Source organism: Streptomyces sp. AP-93 (assembly GCF_022808175.1).
Taxonomy (GTDB): Bacteria; Actinomycetota; Actinomycetes; order Streptomycetales; family Streptomycetaceae; genus Streptomyces.
In genome coordinates this window covers 112,112-129,107 of the sequence record NZ_JALGBX010000024.1, presented here as the reverse complement: position 1 = coordinate 129,107, position 16,996 = coordinate 112,112, and the positions used below count along the sequence as shown (strand labels likewise).

The 16,996-nt window shown below is 72.5% G+C and carries 13 protein-coding genes; 6 read left to right on the top strand and 7 right to left on the bottom strand.

The window, feature by feature from the left end:
• Nucleotides 1–12 precede the first annotated feature (12 nt).
• The 4 genes from bagG to bagA form a co-directional block, all read right to left on the bottom strand.
• Nucleotides 13–1,389: a bagremycin/ferroverdin biosynthesis FAD-dependent oxygenase BagG/FevA2 gene (gene bagG / locus MTF69_RS32680; RefSeq protein ID WP_243339844.1), complete on the bottom strand. Its 1,377-nt coding sequence runs from the start codon at nt 1,387–1,389 to the stop codon at nt 13–15.
• Nucleotides 1,390–1,740: 351 nt separating this feature from the next.
• Nucleotides 1,741–2,763, bottom strand: coding sequence for a phospho-2-dehydro-3-deoxyheptonate aldolase BagF/FevY (gene bagF / locus MTF69_RS32675; RefSeq protein WP_243339843.1), 1,023 nt, complete (start codon nt 2,761–2,763; stop codon nt 1,741–1,743).
• Between the two features lie 15 nt (nt 2,764–2,778).
• Nucleotides 2,779–4,131: a bagremycin/ferroverdin synthetase BagE/FevW gene (bagE, locus tag MTF69_RS32670; RefSeq protein ID WP_243339842.1), complete on the bottom strand. Its 1,353-nt coding sequence runs from the start codon at nt 4,129–4,131 to the stop codon at nt 2,779–2,781.
• Nucleotides 4,128–5,717, bottom strand: a complete 1,590-nt coding sequence (bagA, locus tag MTF69_RS32665) for a bagremycin/ferroverdin biosynthesis tyrosine ammonia-lyase BagA/FevW (RefSeq protein WP_243339914.1) — start codon at nt 5,715–5,717, stop codon at nt 4,128–4,130. Before bagA ends, bagE begins: the two co-directional genes overlap by 4 nt.
• Nucleotides 5,718–5,884: 167 nt before the next feature.
• On the opposite strand from bagA, the gene bagB reads away from it, so the two are divergent.
• From bagB to bagY, 4 genes are all read left to right on the top strand, one after another.
• The gene (gene bagB / locus MTF69_RS32660; protein WP_243339841.1) at nt 5,885–6,658 is read left to right on the top strand and encodes a bagremycin/ferroverdin biosynthesis DhnA-type aldolase BagB/FevI; all 774 of its coding nucleotides are present in this window, start codon (nt 5,885–5,887) and stop codon (nt 6,656–6,658) included.
• Between the two features lie 19 nt (nt 6,659–6,677).
• Nucleotides 6,678–7,784, top strand: a complete 1,107-nt coding sequence (gene bagC, locus MTF69_RS32655; RefSeq protein ID WP_243339840.1) for a bagremycin/ferroverdin biosynthesis 3,4-AHBA synthase BagC/FevH — start codon at nt 6,678–6,680, stop codon at nt 7,782–7,784.
• Between the two features lie 4 nt (nt 7,785–7,788).
• Nucleotides 7,789–8,124 carry an SAV_915 family protein gene (locus MTF69_RS32650; protein WP_243339839.1) on the top strand — a complete coding sequence of 112 codons (336 nt, stop codon included), beginning with the start codon at nt 7,789–7,791 and terminating at the stop codon, nt 8,122–8,124.
• Nucleotides 8,125–8,245: 121 nt separating this feature from the next.
• The gene (gene bagY, locus MTF69_RS32645; RefSeq protein WP_243339838.1) at nt 8,246–9,352 is read left to right on the top strand and encodes a LuxR family transcriptional regulator BagY/FevT; all 1,107 of its coding nucleotides are present in this window, start codon (nt 8,246–8,248) and stop codon (nt 9,350–9,352) included.
• Nucleotides 9,353–9,401: 49 nt separating this feature from the next.
• On the opposite strand, the gene MTF69_RS32640 is transcribed toward bagY, so the two are convergent.
• Together MTF69_RS32640 and MTF69_RS32635 are read right to left on the bottom strand one after the other, a co-directional pair.
• A complete protein-coding gene (locus MTF69_RS32640) occupies nt 9,402–11,051 on the bottom strand; it encodes a DHA2 family efflux MFS transporter permease subunit (RefSeq protein ID WP_243339837.1) in 1,650 nt (549 codons plus the stop codon).
• Between the two features lie 73 nt (nt 11,052–11,124).
• The gene (locus tag MTF69_RS32635; RefSeq protein WP_243339836.1) at nt 11,125–11,757 is read right to left on the bottom strand and encodes an NADPH-dependent FMN reductase; all 633 of its coding nucleotides are present in this window, start codon (nt 11,755–11,757) and stop codon (nt 11,125–11,127) included.
• 111 nt (nt 11,758–11,868) lie between these two features.
• Between MTF69_RS32635 and MTF69_RS32630 the strand changes: the two genes are divergently transcribed.
• Nucleotides 11,869–12,528, top strand: coding sequence for a TetR/AcrR family transcriptional regulator (locus tag MTF69_RS32630; RefSeq protein WP_243339835.1), 660 nt, complete (start codon nt 11,869–11,871; stop codon nt 12,526–12,528).
• Nucleotides 12,529–12,608: 80 nt separating this feature from the next.
• A complete protein-coding gene (locus MTF69_RS32625; RefSeq protein WP_243339834.1) occupies nt 12,609–15,119 on the top strand; it encodes an NB-ARC domain-containing protein in 2,511 nt (836 codons plus the stop codon).
• On the opposite strand, the gene MTF69_RS32620 is transcribed toward MTF69_RS32625, so the two are convergent.
• A complete protein-coding gene (locus tag MTF69_RS32620; RefSeq protein ID WP_243339913.1) occupies nt 15,087–16,871 on the bottom strand; it encodes a hypothetical protein in 1,785 nt (594 codons plus the stop codon). The two genes, MTF69_RS32625 and MTF69_RS32620, sit on opposite strands and share 33 nt — an antisense overlap.
• Nucleotides 16,872–16,996 lie beyond the last annotated feature (125 nt).

The following is a 16,996-nucleotide window of genomic DNA, read 5'->3' as shown; positions in this document are numbered from 1 at the left end:
GCTCTCCCGACGTCAGGCCCGCGGCGGCCGCGGCACGATGTTGTGGTTGAACCGGAAGAGGTTGTCCGGGTCGACCCGGGCCTTGATCTCGGCCAGCCGGGCGAAGGTGGCCGGCTCGTAGCCGCTCTCGGCGAGATCCGCGGTGTCGGGGCTGGCCAGGAAGTTGAGGTAGCGGCGCCCCGTGCCCCACTGCGCCATGCCGTCCACCACCAGCGGGGGGCGGTCGTCGGGGAGCGAAAGGCTCGACAGCGCGAACGCCGCGTCCCGGTGGTCGACGGAGTTGGGCACCTTCGGCGGCCGGCCGACCGCGCCGCCCAGCTGCCGCAGCTCGACGGCCAGATCGATGCAGTCGGCCCCGGGGCCGGCCAGCTTGAGCAGCCCGTCCACCGCCGCCTCGTCCAGCACGCGGAGCATCATCGATCGCTCGCTGTACGGAATCGGCTCGGTCGGGTCGTTGTGGATCTCCCCGGACCTCGTGTACGGGATCTCGGCCAGGGTGTCGACGACCAGCGGGCCCGCCGCGCGCAGCGGCGCGACCAGCCGCTCCCCGTCCTCGACGGAGCCCAGGTAGGCGATCCGGATGTGCACGGTCAGCCGGCCGCGCAGGAAGGGGGGGATCGCCTCGATGTCCGGCATCCGCAGCAGCGCCAGAGAGGAGGTCAGTTCCTCCGGCACGGACGCGGTCCACTCGCGCCAGGCGTGCAGCACGTCCGCGGACGCCTCGCCCGCGAAGAACAGCCCGCCCCCGTAGAGCCACGACACCGGTACCAGCTCGAACTCGACGGCGGTGACGACGCCGAAGTTGCCCTTGCCGCCGCGCGCGGCCCAGAACAGGTCGGTGTCGTGGTCCGCGGTGGCCCGGTGAGACTGCCCGTCGGCCGTGACGATCTCCAGAGCGGTGACCCGGTCCGCGGCGTAGCCGTACTTGCGAGCCATCAGCCCGAGCCCGCCCCCGAGGGTGTATCCGATCACCCCGGTGAGCGGGGAGGATCCGCTGAGCGGGGCGAGGCCGTACGCCGCGGCCGCCTGGATCACCTCGTACCACTGGGTGCCGCCCTCGACCCTGGCGATCCTCGTGACGGGGTCGATGCTCACACCCCGCAGCCGGCGGGTGCTGATCAGCAACCCGCCGTCCGCGGCGGTGGACGGGCCGTGGCCGGTGGCCTGGATCGAGATCGGCAGCTGCCTGCCGGCAGCGAAGGCGACGGCCTCGCGCACGTCCGCGGCTCCGGTCACGACCGCGATCAGATCCGGGTCGTGTTCGGTGATCGGATTGAACCCCTCCAGCTCCAGGTTGAAGTCCTCGTCTCCCGGTCGCAGGATCCGTCCTTGGAACCGGTCGGAGAGTTCGGCCGCGGCCATCCTCGCGATGCTCTTGCCTGTCGTCATCTTCAGTCCTCCCGGACCCGGTTGTTTGTCGGGATGTGAGGGACTCTGCCAACGGCCGGCGCCGCAGCACATCCCCCGTTTGAGGCGGATGTCGCGACCGGGCGGACGGGCTCGGGGCGCACATGGGGCATGGGGGGACCCCGCACGCACGCCTCCGGGCGGGGGGTCGGAAGACCGCGTAGCGGGTGCGGTCAGGGCCCGGCGGGGCCGGCCGTGGGCACTGGTGCTCCACGCCTGCCCCGCCGGGCCCTGCCGGGCGGTCACCGGACGCCGCGGCTCGGGGGTGCACGCCGGCGTTCCGGTCGGCCGCGTACGCGGCCGCGCAAGAGACTGCTTTCGCGGTGGGCTCCGTCAGGAAGAGGGGACGAAGCCGTCGAGGATCCGTCTCCGCCGCACCGAGTTGTCGCGCATCACCGCCTCGAGTTCTGCCATGTCCTCGTGGACGAGCGCCTGGGGGCCGTCGCACAGAGCCGTCCTCGGGTCGGGATGCACGTCGATGATCACCCCGTCGGCACCGACGGCCAGCGCTGCCCGGGTCAGGGGCAGTACGAGGTCGCGCCGCCCGCCCGAGTGGGACGGGTCGACGATGACGGGCAGGTGCGACAGCCCTTGGACGATGGGCACGGCGGCGATGTCCAGGGTGTTGCGCGTGGCGGTCTCGAACGTCCTGATCCCGCGTTCGCACAGCACGATGTCGAGGTTGCCGCGCTGCGCGACGTATTCGGCGGCCATGAGCCACTCCTCGATCGTCCCGGACATCCCCCGCTTGAGCATGACGGGCTTGCCCACGTCTCCGACGGCCTGCAGCAGCGCGAAGTTCTGCGCGTTGCGGGTGCCGATCTGCAACATGTCGGCGTAGGAGGCGACCAGTTCGACGTCGTGGGCGTCGACCACCTCGGTGACGATGGGGAGCCCGGTCTCGCTGCGCACGTCGGCGAGGATCTTCAGCCCCGCCTCTCCCAAGCCCTGGAAGGCGTAAGGAGAGGTCCTGGGTTTGTAGGCGCCTCCCCGCAGGAGGGTCGCGCCCGCCGCCAGGGCCATCTGTGCCGCCCGCAGCGTCTGATCCGGTGTCTCCACCGCACAAGGCCCCGCGATCAGCGTCGTGGTGCCGGGGCCGATGGACGCCCCGCCCACCCGGACGGTCGAGCGGTCCAGGTGGCCCTGCTTGCTGATCAGCTTGTACGGCACCGAGATGCGCACCACCTGGGCGACCCCGCGCATGGCGCCGAGGTTCAGCGTGTCGAACTGGTCGAGATCGCCGACCAGCCCGACGACGGTACGGCTCATGCCGCGGCTGACGAACGCCTCGCCGCCTGCCGTCTCGACCAGCGCGACGACGCCGGCGAGGTCCGACGCCGTAGCCTGCGGCGACATCACGATCACCATGCTTCACCCCCGGACAATGGCCTGCCCCCAGTCTTCGTCGGGGCCGAAGAGCTTGCGCGGCTTCATGGCGTCCAGCTGCTGCGCCAGCAGCGCGCTCGGCACGAGCGTGCCTTCGGGGACCGCGCTCACCGCGCAGCGCACCCCCAGTTCCGCCTCGATGGACGTGGCGAGCAACGCGGCGGCGTCCCCGCCGTCCCGGCCGGGCACCTCGATCTCGACGACCAGTCGGTCCTGCTCGGCCCTGGCCCGCCAGAACAGCACGCCCCACATCGCCGGAAGCCGGTACACGAGCTCCTCCACCTGGATCTGCCCGAGGCGTTTCCCGCCGACCGTGTACCCCTGGCCGAGCCGGCCCAGGACCCGCACGGTCGGAAGGTTCCAGCCGCACGCGCAGTCCTCGTACCGCAGGTCCACCAGATCCTCGAGGTTGTAGCGCAGCAGCGGCATCGCCTCGCGGTACAGCGGGGTGATGACCAGTTGCCCGGTGCCCTCGGCGGTGATGGCGCCGGTCTGCGGGTCGTAGATCTCGGGGAGCACCCGGTCGGCCCAGAAGTGCATCCGGCCGTACGGGCAGTCGCTGCCCAGCGGTCCGACCTCGGTGCAGCCGTACTCCTCGATGACCGGGGCGCCCCAGATCTCCTCGATGCGGCGGCGGCGCGCGCTGCTGATCGGCTCGCCCGCCACGTACAGCGCCCGCAGCGCGGGAAAGGAGCCGGCGGGGTAGCCGGCGGCCTTGGCCGCCGCGACCCAGAGCAGGCTCTCGCTCGGCGTGGACCAGGTCAGCGTCACCTCGAGATCGCGCAGCAGGCGCACCACCCGCGAGTAGGGAACCGCGAGTGAGCGGCAGTCGCCGGGAACTACGGTCGCGCCGCTGCGCATGGCGGCCCAGTGGGCCATGTGCCCGGCGAGCACCAGCCCGTAGGGGATGCGCACGAGCATGGTGTCCTGGGGACCGATCGGGACGGTCTTGCGGACGAACCGGTCGGCCAGATCGGTCCACTCCGCCTCGGTGAAGTAGGCGGGGGTGGGGTTGCCGGTGCTGCCGCTGGACTCGTGGTAGCTGGCCAGGCGCTCTTTGGGCACGGCGAGCATGCCGAAGGGGTAGCTGTCGCGCAGGTCCGACTTCCCGGTGAGGCCGACCGTCTTGAGTCCGGACAGGGTCTGCCCGGGCTCGGGGCGGTTCGCGTAGAAGGGCGAGTTGCGGGCGTGGTGGAGCGTCGGTGCGATCCGTTCGTTCTGGAGCGCCCGCAGTTCGTCGAAGGTCGTCCAGTCACCGATGGCCGGCAGCCCGCTGCCGGTCGGCACCGAGCCGGCCGGCGCGGAGTCGGCCGGCTCGGTGCTCAGCGAGACGGTCACAGGCCGCCTCCGGCCCGTGCGGCCTCGGTGAGCTCGCCCGATGTGATCATTTCGACGACCGCGGTGATGTCGCCGTCCATCTGCCGGTCCTTGGCGGCGAAGGGCACCTCCTTGCGGATGCGCGTGTACACGGCCTTGGTACGGGGGCTCATCTCGTCGATGCCGCGCAGTTCGACGGCCTGGCAGGCGGCGAGGAGGTGGATGGCCGCGACCTCACGGGTCAGCTCGATGACGTTGCGGGCGTCGCGCGCCGCGATCGGGGCCATGCTGACCTTGTCCTGGTTGTGCGCCTCGGTCGAGCGGGAGAAGGTGCTGGCCGGGCCGGCGTGCTTGAGGGCCTCCGCGGTGAGTGCCGAGCTCGCGATCTGCATCCCCTTGAAACCGTGCTGGAGCCCGGCCTCGAGGTCGTCGTCGTCCACGCGGGCGATCAGATTCGGCGTGAGGCCGTTGTTGAACTTCTCGTCGACCAGGAGCGCGAGCTGACGGTCGAGCAGGTCGGCGATCCCGGCGACGGCGGTCTTCAGCGAGTCCATCGCGGTGACGACGTGCCCGCCGTAGAAGTTGCCACCGCTGTACACGGCGCCCGTGGACGGATCGAAGAGCGGGTTGTCGCTGGAGGAGTTGATCTCCACCGTCATCCACGTGCGGACCCAGTCGAGCATGTCCCGCAGGACTCCGGTGACGTGCGGGGCGCAGCGCAGCGAGTAGCGGTCCTGGATGCTGCGCGTGAGCTTCTGGTAGTGCCGGCCGTCCAGGGGGCCGTTGAGGTCGACGACCTGGTCGTACGTCATCGCGAGGGAGGAACCCTCGAGCAGGTCGTGGATGAGCGCGGCGCTGGCGCCCTGGCCGGAGTGCGGCTTCTCGTTGTGGATGAACGGCGCGTAGTGGCCCCGGTTTCCGAGCATGCCCTCACTGGCCAGCGCGGTGCAGATGTCGGCCACCTCGGCGAGTTCGGCCGCCGCCTCGGTGTTCAGGACGGCGAACGCGGAGCTGAAGGAGGTGCCGTTGATCAGGGCGAGCCCGTCCTTGGCCTCCAGCATCACGGGCTCCAGCCCCAGCTCGGACATCACGTCCGCGGCCTCGCGTATCTCTCCGCGGTAGCGCACCTTTCCCTGGCCCGTCAGTGCGTAGGCGAGGTAGCAGAGCGGGACGAGGTCTCCGCTGGCGCCGACCGAACCACGCTCGGGGATGGTGGGCAGGACGTCGTATCGGAGGAAGTCGAGAAGCCGTTCCACGACGGGGAGGCTGACACCGGAGTTGCCTCGGGCGAGGCAATTGGCGCGGATCAGCAAGGTGGCTCGAACGACCTCGTCGGAGGCCAGCGGGCCGGTTCCGTTCAGGTGGTATCGGATCAGTTCGTTCTGCAGTCGCGCGGTCTTCTCCGGCGAAATCTGCCGGTTGACGCTGTCACCGAAACCCGTCGTCACTCCGTAAATGGGCTTTCCGGTCTGCAGGATCTCCAGCTTCAGGTTCCGTGAAGCGTTCATCGCCTGCAATGCGTCCTCGGAGATGGAGAATTCCGAACCTTCGCGGGACGCGGCAGCAACGGCCTGACCAATGCTCAGGTCGTGCCCGTCAATCTTCATGGTCGTCACTTGTGGACACCTTTCTCACCCGGTTGCCCATGAGTCTTGACGGCCGATGTTCCCCGTCGATATCCGAACGCGCGGTGCGTGATATCCGGATGAGATCCCGAAGATACCCGCCCTCTTCAGGGTTGATTCAAGACCGGCACGGAGAAAGAGGAATCCCTATGATCTCCACTGGCGCGTTCGGCAGGCAACTCCGCCTGCGGCGCCTCTACCGAAACGATTCCGAACGGCTACTGATCGTGCCGCTGGACCATTCGGTGAGCATGGGACCGATCACCGGCGGCGAAGGACTCGACGCGCTCGTGGGCCAGTTGGCCAGCAACCGGGTAGACGGGATCGTCCTGCACAAGGGCAGCCTCCGGCACGTCGATCCCGCCTGGTTCGGCAGCACCGCGCTCATCGTCCACCTGAGCGCCAGCACCGTGCACGCCCCCGACCCGGACGCCAAGTACCTCGTGGCCGGCGTCGAGGAGAGCCTGCGGCTGGGCGCGGACGCGGTGAGCGTGCACGTCAACCTGGGGTCGGACGGCGAACAGCAGCAGATCTCCGATCTGGCCGCGGTCGCCGACGCCTGCGACCGGTGGAACGTGCCGCTGCTGGCGATGATGTACCCCCGCGGTCCCAAGATCCGCGATCCGCGCGACCCGGCGCTGGTGGCGCACGCGGTGACACTGGCCGCCGATCTCGGCGCCGACCTGGTCAAGACCCCGTACGTGGGCTCGGTCGCGGAGATGAAAGAGATCATCGCCGGCGCGCCCATCCCGATCATCACCGTCGGTGGTCCGCGCAACGACGACGAGGGCGAAGTCCTGTCCTACGTCGCCGAAGCGCTGAGTGCGGGCGTCGCGGGCGTGGCCATGGGCCGAAACGTCTTCGAGGCACCCGACCCCGGCGTCATGGCCTCGAAATTGGCCGACCTTATCCATAGTGATTGACCTCTAGGAGCCTTACGCAATGAAGCTCAGTTGGCTGGACATCCGAGACCTCACCGGGGCCAGGAACGCCATCGTCCAGGAGGCGCTGCACCAGCGGCTCGACGGCATCGTCGCCGCGGACCCGGAAGAGCTCGAGGGCCTGCCCCCGACCATTACCAAGGTGCTGTTCCCCCGCGGCAAGGCCCTCCCGGAGGACTTCGGCGAGGCCACCGTGGTCATCGTGGACCCCGCTCACCACGGAACGACCCCCGCCGAGCTGGCGCTCGAACACCCGGGTGTGGAGTTCGGCCGGTTCGTGGAGATCATCGACGCGGAGTCGCTCGAGGATGCCTGCCAGTCGGCGCGCACCGAGCGGTGGAGCCTGCTGCTGTTCCGCGACCCCACCAAGATTCCGCTGGAGATCGTCATCGCGGCGTCCGCCGCGTCCCGTGGCAGCCTGATCACGGTGGCGGCCGACGTGGAGGAAGCCGAGATCATCTTCGGGGTGCTCGAACACGGCTCCGACGGCGTCATGATGGCGCCGCGCGCGGTCGGCGACGCGACGGCACTGAAGAGCGTGGTGAACGCCGATACCCCGGACCTGGCTCTGGTCGAACTCGAGGTCGTCAGCACCGAACACGTCGGCATGGGCGAGCGGGCCTGCGTCGACACCTGCACCTACTTCCGCAAGGACGAGGGCATTCTGGTCGGGTCGCACTCCAAGGGCATGATCCTGTGCGTCAGCGAGACGCATCCGCTGCCGTACATGCCGACCCGTCCGTTCCGGGTGAACGCGGGCGCCATCCACTCCTACACGCTGTCCAAGGACGGGCGCACCAACTACCTCAGCGAGCTGAAGGCGGGCAGCAAGATCGTGGCCTCCGACGTCGAGGGCCGTACCCGGCTCGTCACCGTCGGCCGGGTCAAGATCGAGACCAGGCCGCTGATCTCGGTGAACGCCGTCTCCCAGGACGGCCGAGAGGTCAACCTGATCCTGCAGGACGACTGGCACGTGCGGGTGCTCGGCCCGGGCGGCGCGGTGCTCAACAGCACCGAACTCAAGCCCGGCGACAAGGTTCTCGGCTTCCTGCCGACGGAGGACCGGCACGTGGGCTACCCGCTCGACGAGTTCTGCCTCGAGTCGTGACGTAGTGGATGCGCTCCTGTTCGTCCCGGTACGGGTCAGCGCCCTCGGCGGTGCGTTCGCCGCCGTCCGCACGGCCCGGTCGGGCGCCGGGCAGGAGCGGGTCGGCCTCGCCTTCACCGGCGAGGACCGGCTCCACGCGGCGCTGGGCTCCGGCCAGCGGTGGATCCGGTTGTCCCGGCCCGCTCTCCTGGCGCTGCTCCGGCCGCTGGGGATAGAGGACGTCCGGACCGACCCGCACTACGTCGGACCGGAAATGCCGGTGGTGGACCTCCTCCAGGACGGGCCCGTCCTGGTCGGAATGCGGCGGCACGCGCAGTGGCTGCCGGACGAGGTGTGGTGACGGCCGACGGTGGTGGTCTTCACGGGGCCGGATCCGCCAAGTGACGTACGGTGGAGGCTGTTGTGAGGAGACAAGGCTCGCTTCCTCGTCGTCAGACGACCCCGGAACGGAGTGCCGGAGCATGCCCACTGTGATCGGCCGCGAAGAACTCATCTCACGTGTCGGCCGTGCCGACAGCCCACAAACGATGTTCAGCACGCTCGCAACACAGTTACGCAGGGTGGTCCCCTACGACGCAGCCGTCTGGCGGGCCACGGATCCCGAGACCGGGATGATCACGTCACCGATCCTCGCCGAGAACATCGAGGGTCACAGCTGCGCCGTTTACTGGCAGTACGAACTGTTCACGGAAAAGATCAATGTGTTCCGCGACCTCGCGTTGGCGCCGGTGCCGGTGGCGAGCCTGTGGGAGAGCACCGGTGGCGAGCCGGACCGGAGCGCTGTCTACCGGGGCTTCCTGGCGCCGCGCGGGGTAGTGGACGAGCTGAGGGCCGTCCTGCGGGTGGACGGCCGGCCGCACGGGTACGTCAGCCTGTTCCGCGAGAAGGGCAGGCCCCCCTTCAACAGGGTGGAGCGCCGGTTCATCGAGGAACTGGGCACGCCCATCGCCCGCCAGCTGAGGTCGTACGCCAAACACCGTCCCGAAACCTCCGCAGGCGGTCAGACCGGTACCGGGCTCCTGCTCTTCGACACCCATGGCACCCTCATCTCGGCCAACGACGACGCGCGGCGTTTCCTGGAGGAGATGCCCGACGGCCCCACCTCGGTCACCGCCATGGGCATCCGCATACCGCTGTGGGTGCACGGCACCGCGATGCGGGCCAGAGCGACCGCGGAGAACCACGGGGGCGACACCGCACGGATCAGGATGCGCAGCCGGACCGGCCGCTGGCTGCTCTGCCACGCCTCGTGCCTGCGGGGAGCCGACGGACGGCCGGGTGTCTCCGCGGTGATCATCGAACGGGCTCCGATCTCCGACGTCACGCCGCTCATCGTGCAGGCCTACGAGCTGTCCGAACGGGAGCTGGAGGTCACGGAGTGCGTGGCGCGCGGCCTGTCCACCAGCGGGATCTCCGAGGAACTCCGCCTGTCGCCGCACACCGTGCGCGACCACATCAAGGCGATATTCGAGAAGCTCGGCGTGTCCAGCCGCGGCGAACTGGTGGGCAAGCTGTTCACCGAGTACTACGAGCCGCTCCCCTCGGGCTCCACCGGCCGGCGGGCGTAGCCGCATCACGGGGTGGCACAGGTCGCGCCGTCCTCACGCCCCCCGCCGGTCAGGGGTGGTGGTTGGGGAGGCGGGAGGACGGGAGGAGGGCCAGGGCGAGGAGGAGGGCCGCGATCGCGTACGTGGTGCGGAAGCCCGTCGGGGTCGTGCCCGCCGTGCTCAGGGTCACCGAGAGGAGGGCCGTGCCGATCGAGGCGCCGATCTGGGCGTTGATGCTGATGATGGTGCTCGCCGCGGTCAGGCGGGGCCCGGGAAGGTCCCGGCTCGCGGTGGTCATCGTCGGCATCATGACCATGCCGGAGCCGATGCCCATGACCATCGAAGCGGTGACGAACCGCCAGGGCGCCACGTCCGGCGAGCCGGCCTGGAGGGCGGTCAGGGCCATGCCCAGCGCTCCCACCGCGATGCCGGCTCGGATCAGCCGGCGCGGGGAGACCTTGTCGACGCGGCGCGAGGCGATCTGCATGACCAGGCCGACGGTGAGCCCGGTCGGCGCGCCCAGCAGCCCGGCCGCCGTCGCACTCATGCCGCGGCCCTGCTGCCAGTACATCGGTGCGAGCAGCATGGATCCGAAGTAGCCGCAGGTGAAGAGGGCGAGCGTGGCGATGCCCGCCCGGAAGGTGCGGTCGCGGAGCAGTTTCAGGTCGAGGAGGGGCTCGCGGGCGGTCAGGGCCCTGCGGGCGAAGGCGACGACGAGCGTGGCGCCGGCCAGGGTGGGGAGCAGGGCGCCGGGTGCGGTGAAGGTGCCGCCTTCCCCGCCGCGGGCCAGGCCGTAGAGGAGCAGGGCGAGGCCCGGGGACAGCATCAGCAGGCCGGGTACGTCCAGCCGGGGCGGGGCGGCCGGGGCGCTCGGGGCGTCGGAGCGCAGCAGCTTCGCGGCGAGGATCAGCGCCACCGCCCCGACCGGCAGGTTGACCAGGAAGATCCACTGCCAGGACGCCGAGTCGACCAGCCAGCCGCCCAGCACCGGCCCGGCCACCGGCCCGACGATGATGGGCAGCCCGAGCAGGGCCATCACCCGCCCGAGCCGTGCCGGGTCGGCCGTGCGCATCACCATGGCCATGCCGACGGGCAGGAGCAGCCCACCGCCCAGGCCCTGTACCGCGCGGAAGGCGATCAGGCTCCCGGCGCTCCAGGCGCACGCGGCGAGCAGCGATCCGAGCGAGAACAGGGCGAGGGCGCCGAGGTAGGTGCGTTTGGCGCCGAAGCGGCCCATCGCCCAGGCCGAGGCCGGGATGACGGCGGCCAGCGCGAGCGTGTACGCGCTAGCCGCCCACTGGATCGTCGCGAGTGGCGCCTGGAAGGCTTCGGAGAGGCGGTGCAGGGCGACGTTGACGATCGTCATGTCGAGCACCGACATGACCGAGCCGACGATGACGACTCCGACGGTGCGGTGGAGCTGACGCGCCGACGGGGTGGGGTCCGGCCCGCCCCGCGCCGATGAGGCGGGCTCCGGCCCGGCCGCCCGGCCGGCGCGGGTCGCGGGGTGCGCCGGGTCAGTCGGGTTCGACGGGTCTGTGGGGTCCGCCGGGTCAGTCGGGTCCGTGGGGTCTGTCAGGCCCGCCGGGTCAGTCAGGTCCGTCAGGTCCGTAAGGCCCGACGGATCCGCCGGGTCCGCCGGGTCCGCCGGGTCCACGGGGCCGGCGGAGTGCGTGCGGCCGGTCGTGACGGTCGGACCGGGGGAGACAGGGAGGGGCATGGTGTCCGCGGGAGGCGTTGCCGGCGGGGTCGCGCCTCGGGGGTTCCGGGGCGTACGCATCCTCCTGCCGCCCTCAGCCCTGGTACGGGCGGCTCGCGCGGGCGTCGCGCAGCGCGCGGCCCCACCAGGCCAGCTGGCCGACCATGCCCTTGACCGCGCCCTCGGCCACGGCGATGTCGCGCGGTACGCCGTCCTGGCCGAGCCCGGACCAGGGCCCGTGCAGGCTGACGGAGTCGCGCACGGTCACGGAGTGCAGCTCGGCGAAGACCAGCCGGAGCTGCTCGACGGCACGCAGGCCGCCGCCGAGGCCGCCGTAGGAGACGAAGCCGGCCGGCTTGGCGCGCCACTCCTCGCCGTGCCAGTCGATGAGGTTCTTCAGTACGGCCGGGAAGCTGTGGTTGTACTCGGGCGTGACGATGATGAAGGCCTCGGCGGCCGCCAGCCGCGGGCTGACCTCCGCGAGGGCGGCGGCCGTCTGAGGGTCCGGGGAGCCGCCCCAGCCGGGCATGACGAGCGGCAGGTCGACGTCGGCGAGGTCGATGAGGTCGAGGTCGAGGCCGCCGAGGGCGGTCGCGGCGCCGAGGAACCAGTCGGCGACGGCGCGGCCCTGACGGCCCTCGCGGACGCTGCCGAGGATGACGGCGACGCGCAGCGGCGCGTCCTCGCCGGGGGCGGAGGCGGGGGTGGAAGCGTGGGCGGCGGTCATGGCGGTCCCCTCGTCGGTGGGGCGACCGCTCTTTGCGATCGCTCCTCCGCTAAACTACAACGACCGTTGTGAAAAGTGCAACGGTCGTTGTACTTCTTGTTCGGAGGCGAAGTGAGCACCGGCGCCAACGCCCATGCCAGGAAGCTGGAGAAGCAGGCCGCCATCGCGAGCGCGACCTGCGGGCTCTTCGGCCGTGAGGGCTACGCCCGGGCCACGGTCGACGGGCTCGCCGCCGCGGCCGGCATCTCGACCCGCACGCTCTACAACCACTTCCCGGGCGGCAAGGCGATGCTCTTCGCCGCCGTCGTCACCTGGACCTCGGGACAGGTGCGCGACGCCCAGATCGCCCAGATCGAAGCCGCCCTCAACCCTGAACGCCCGCCCCGCCCCGAGGATCTGGAGCGGGACCTGGTCGACTTCGCCCACCGGGTCATCGGGCTCATGACCGACTACGCCGACCACTTCGCGCTCGTCCGCCACATCCACGCCGAGGCCGACCACGTGCCGCCGGAGGTGCTGGAGGCCTGGGTGAACGCAGGCCCCGGACCGGTCTCCCGCGCGCTCGCGGACGCGCTGGCGGGCCTCGACGCCGCCGGGCTGATCGACGTGCGCGGTGACGCGATGCTGGCGGGCGCCCACTTCATGGCGCTGACCTCGCACTCCATCTCGCAGCTCTCGCACTACGGGGTGGTCCCCCTGCCCAAGGAGCGGACCGACCACCTGATCGCGGGCGGCGTGGGCGCCTTCCTGCGGGCCTATCGGGCCAATTGAGCCCGAAACCGGGGCGGCGCGCCCGGCGGTGGGCTATGCAGGGGCGGGGCCGGGCGATCTCCTTACCGTAGGGGCAGCCGATGGCGACGCGTGAGGGGGGCTCTGTGGAGGAGTTGGCGGCGCTGGCCGCGGCGGCGGCCGCGCAGTTCGTGGGACTGGCGGTCTCCGACGGCTGGGAGTCGGCCAAGGGACGGCTGGCGGGCTTCTTCGGCCGGCGGGGCGCGGAGGCGCCGGACGCGGCAGCCGGGGGCGCCGAAGCGGTGGCCGATGGGGCGGCGGAGGCCGATGGGGCGGCGGAGGTCGATGGGGCGGCGGAGGTCGCCCTCGTCACCGAGCTCGCCGAGGGCGGCCGGGACGCATGGCGCGACGGACTGCTGCGCGTACTCCTGGAACGGCCCGGCGCCGAAGCCGAACTGCGCGCACTCCTCGCCGAACTCGGCCAGCTCGGCGAACTGGGCGGTCAGCCGGCCCTCGTGGTCAACTCCGGTGCGCAGTACGGCGTGTACCAGGGCGCCGTGATCAACGGCGGCGTGAACTACCACGTGACGGCGCCGGAAGCCGCCGAGGTGCCCGACGAGATCCCCGCGCTGCGCACCCGGTTCCACAACCGCACCGGCGAACTGGCCGCCATCGACGGGCTGATCCCCGAAGGCGCCGACCACGTCGGCGTGCTCCTGCTCGGCGGCACGCCCGGCGTCGGCAAGACCGCGACGGCGACCCGCTGGGCGCACCGGTCGCGGCCCCGGTTCCCGGACGGGCAGCTCTACGTGGACTTCGCCGCCCTGCGCGGCCCCTCCGGCGGCGCGGACGTCTCCGCCGCCGTCGGGATGTGCCTGCGGTCCCTGGGGGTCGGGGAGGAGTACCTCCCGCACTCCCTGGCCGAGCGCACGCGGCTGTACCAGAAGCGCTCCCAAGGCCGCCGGATGCTGCTCATGCTCGACGACGTCAGCGACCCCGCGCAGGTCAGGGCCCTGATGCCACAGGGCGCGGGCAGCGCCCTGCTGGTCACGAGCAGCAGCGCCCGGCTCACGGAGCTGTTCGCCGACGGGGCCGTACCGCTGGACCTGGAGCCGCTGGACACCCGGAGCGCGCTGCTGATCCTCGCCGACCGCTGCGGGGAGCGGGTGATCGCCGCCGAGCCCGAGGCGGCCGAGCGGCTCGTCGCGCTGTGCGGCGGGCTGCCCGTCGCCCTGCACATCGTGGCGGCCCGGCTGCTGACCACCCGCCGGCTGACCCTGGCGGGTCTCGCCGGGGAACTGGCCGACGACTCCCGCCGGCTGACCGCGATGTCCCTCCGAGGGGAGCGCACGGTGTCCGTCTCCGCCGTCTTCGATTCCGCCTACCGCCAACTGGACCCCGCGGTAGCCCGGCTGTACCGGCTGCTGGGCCTGCTGCCCGGCCGGACCTTCGACGCCTCCGCGGCGGCCGCCGCCGCGGAGCTCGGCGTGGAGGAGACCGAGGCACTGCTCGACGTACTCCAGGACGCGCGCCTCCTGGAGTACGGGCCGGTCGGGCAGAGCCGCTACCACCTGCACGATCTCGTACGGCTGCACGCGCGCGAGCGCGCAGCGGCCGAGGAGGGGCCCGGGGGCCACCGGGACCTCGTGGAGCGGGTCGCGCGCCACTACGTCGTCCGCGTCGGGCACGCCGACCGGGCCGTGCGCGCCGAGCGGCTGCGGATCGCGGACTTCGACCCCGGGCCGCAGCCGAGCCCCTTCCCCGGCGGGGCGGAGGGCCGGGCGCGGGCGCTGGAGTGGCTGGAGGCGGAGCGGGCCGGCGTCCTCGCCCTGCTCCGCGAGGCCTCAGGGCTCGGGCTGCGCACGCCCGTGTGGCAGCTCGCGGAGGGTTTCACGGCGCTGTTCCTGTACCGCCGCCACCTGGGGGACTGGCGGGAATCCCTCGAACTGGGCGCCGCGGCCGCCGCCGGGGACCTCGTACCGGCCGCCGAGGCGCGGCTGCGCAGCATGCTGTCGCGGCCGCTGATGGACCTGGGCGAGCTCGGGCAGGCCCGCACCGAGCTGGACAAGGCCGTGGCCTGCGCCGAAGTCGCCGGCCGGACCGTGCTGCGGGCCTCCGTCATGGAGTTCCTCGGCCGGTACCTGGACCGCGTCGAGCCGGCCCGCGCCATCGAGGCGTACGAGCGCTCGCTGGCGCTGAACACCGAGGCGGGCGAGGCCCGGGGCGCGGCCATCGCCCTGCTCTTCCTCGGCTGCGCCCAGGACGCCGCGGGGGATCCGGCCCGTGCGCTCGGAACCCTGACCCGGGCGCAGGAGGCGTTCCTCGCCGGAGCGGAACCGGACCGGCGGATGGCGGCCCGGGCGGCCGTCGCCCTGGGCCGCGCCCACGACCGGCTCGGGGAGACCTCGCGGGCGGTGGCCGTCCTGCGCCGGGCGGTACGGGCGCTGGCGGATCAGGGGGCCGCGCACTACGAGGCCGAGGCGCGCCTGGTCCTCGCGGACATCGCGGAGCGGCCGGGCGGCGACCGGGCGGACCTCGCGGCGGACCTGGCACGGGCGCTGGAGATCCACGAGGCGGGCGGCAGCCCGCTCGCGGAATCGCTACGGGAGCGGCTGCGCGCCCTGGAGCCGTAGGCGCAGTCGTACGAAGCCCTGCGCCGGGGCCGTCCCCAGCCGCAGGGTGACCTCCGCGTCGGCGAGGGGCCGGCCCGAGCGCAGGCAGGCGTACACGGCGGCCGCGGCGAGCCCCGGGTCGCCGGAGCCTTCGACGGCCAGGGTCCGGCCGTCGCGCAGTCCGACGAGCACGACACCGGACCCGGCGGCTCCGCCGCCCGTGCCGGTGCCCCCGCACGCCTCCACCGTGACCGCCGCCAACACGGCGCCGGGCCAGGCCGCCAGGGTGTCCGCGACCCACCCCGCCGGGTCCCCCGCCGCGCGGCCGAGCACGACGGACGCACTCTCGGTCAGGCGCCGGTCCGGCTCGGTGTCCTCGCAGGCGAGATGGGTGAAGCCGTCCCCGGAACCGTCCCCGGAGCCGTCCCCGGCGGCCGGTTCCCCGGCCGCCGCCGGGAAGCGGCGTACCGCGATCGGCCCGGTGCCGGGCCCGGTGGCACCGGAGCCCGCCCCGGTGGTCACCCACCAGGCGGTGCAGGGTGTGGCCCGGGGTGGCTCGGGGAGCGGGAGGGCCGGCGCGTACGGCGGGGCGGAGTCCGGCTCGGCCAGCCGGAGCAGCCGGTACAGGGCGCCGCGCAGCCGGGCATGGGCCCGCCCCGGCTCGGCGAAGGCCTCGCGGGCGACGGGGGCGTAGCGCCCGGGCTCGTACCCGTCGACGGCGGCTGCGACCCGCGCCGCCAGCTCCGTACCCTGCGCGCCGGGCTCCAGCCGGGGCGCGAGCCCGGCGAGCGAGGCGGCGGCGGTGCCGGGGACGGACTCCTCGCCGAAGGCGCCGAGCAGGACGGGCGCGCCGAGGGCGGCTCCGTACAGGGTCACGGAGCCGTGGTCGCCGATCACCAGGTCGGCGGCGACGAGGGCGGACCGCCAGTCGTGGACGGGCGGGACCAGGATCAGACCGGCGGCGAGGGCGGAGGCCAGCTGGGAGGTGCGGAGCTGCCAGGCGCCGTGCCGGGACCAGACGTTCGGGTGGAGGATCAGGGCGACCCGGTACTCGTCGTACGGCAGGGCGGCGAGCAGCCGCGCGGGCAGCTTCGGGTCCTGGCCGATGAGGGAGGACCGGGCCCAGGTGGAGCTGACCACGACGAGCCGGCGGTCGTCCGGCACCCCGAGGGCCCGCCGGTGGGCGGGGCGGTGGGCCAGGGCGGCGAGGAGCTCGTCGAAGCAGGGGTCGCCGACGAGCAGGGTGTGGCCGGCGGTCTTGGGATGCGCGGCGAGGAGCTGTTCCTCCTGGCCGGGGTGGGAGACGGCGAGCCAGGCCCGGCCGGCTTCGAGGAGCGCGTCCGGGACGAGTCCGGACAGGCGGACGCGGGCGGCGCGGGAATCGGGGACCAGCTTCTGGAAGCCGACGCCGTGCGGGAGGACGAGGACGGGGCAGTCGCCCGCCGGGACCTCGATGTTCTCGCTGGCGGAGAGGATCAGGTCGGGGGAGGCTTCGGAGATCCGGTCCCAGGGGATCACACGGCAGCCGGCGTCGTGGAGGAGGTCGAGGACCCCTTCGCCGAAGGCGGAGGTGGGGTCGTGGGCGAACACCACGGAGATCCGGCCGTCGTCGCGGACGAGGGCGGGCAGGCATTCCAGGACGCGGACGGTCGAAGTGACCGTGCGGGCGGCGACGACCAGGGTGCGGTCGGCGTGGAACGTGGCCCAGCGGTCGGAGGCGGCTTCGGCGCCGGCGCCGGCCGGGCCGGCCGGGCTAGGCGGGGTGGTGTGCATGGCCACCCCGGAAAACTACGTGCCCGACGCCCGATTCACCGTCGCGGATCGCGGATCGCGGATCGCGGATCGCGGATCGCGGATCGCGGATCGCGGATCGCGGATCGCGGATCGCGGATCGCGGA

Excerpts from the sequence above, each read along its gene's own strand:
- bagG (WP_243339844.1), bottom strand. The coding sequence starts at position 1,389 with ATGACGACAGGCAAGAGCATCGCGAGGATGGCCGCGGCCGAACTCTCC.
- bagF (WP_243339843.1), bottom strand. The coding sequence starts at position 2,763 with ATGTCGCCGCAGGCTACGGCGTCGGACCTCGCCGGCGTCGTCGCGCTG.
- bagA (WP_243339914.1), bottom strand. The coding sequence starts at position 5,717 with ATGAAGATTGACGGGCACGACCTGAGCATTGGTCAGGCCGTTGCTGCC.
- bagB (WP_243339841.1), top strand. The coding sequence starts at position 5,885 with ATGATCTCCACTGGCGCGTTCGGCAGGCAACTCCGCCTGCGGCGCCTC.
- bagC (WP_243339840.1), top strand. The coding sequence starts at position 6,678 with ATGAAGCTCAGTTGGCTGGACATCCGAGACCTCACCGGGGCCAGGAAC.
- bagY (WP_243339838.1), top strand. The coding sequence starts at position 8,246 with ATGCCCACTGTGATCGGCCGCGAAGAACTCATCTCACGTGTCGGCCGT.
- MTF69_RS32640 (WP_243339837.1), bottom strand. The coding sequence starts at position 11,051 with ATGCCCCTCCCTGTCTCCCCCGGTCCGACCGTCACGACCGGCCGCACG.
- MTF69_RS32635 (WP_243339836.1), bottom strand. The coding sequence starts at position 11,757 with ATGACCGCCGCCCACGCTTCCACCCCCGCCTCCGCCCCCGGCGAGGAC.
- MTF69_RS32625 (WP_243339834.1), top strand. The coding sequence starts at position 12,609 with ATGGCGACGCGTGAGGGGGGCTCTGTGGAGGAGTTGGCGGCGCTGGCC.
- MTF69_RS32620 (WP_243339913.1), bottom strand. The coding sequence starts at position 16,871 with ATGCACACCACCCCGCCTAGCCCGGCCGGCCCGGCCGGCGCCGGCGCC.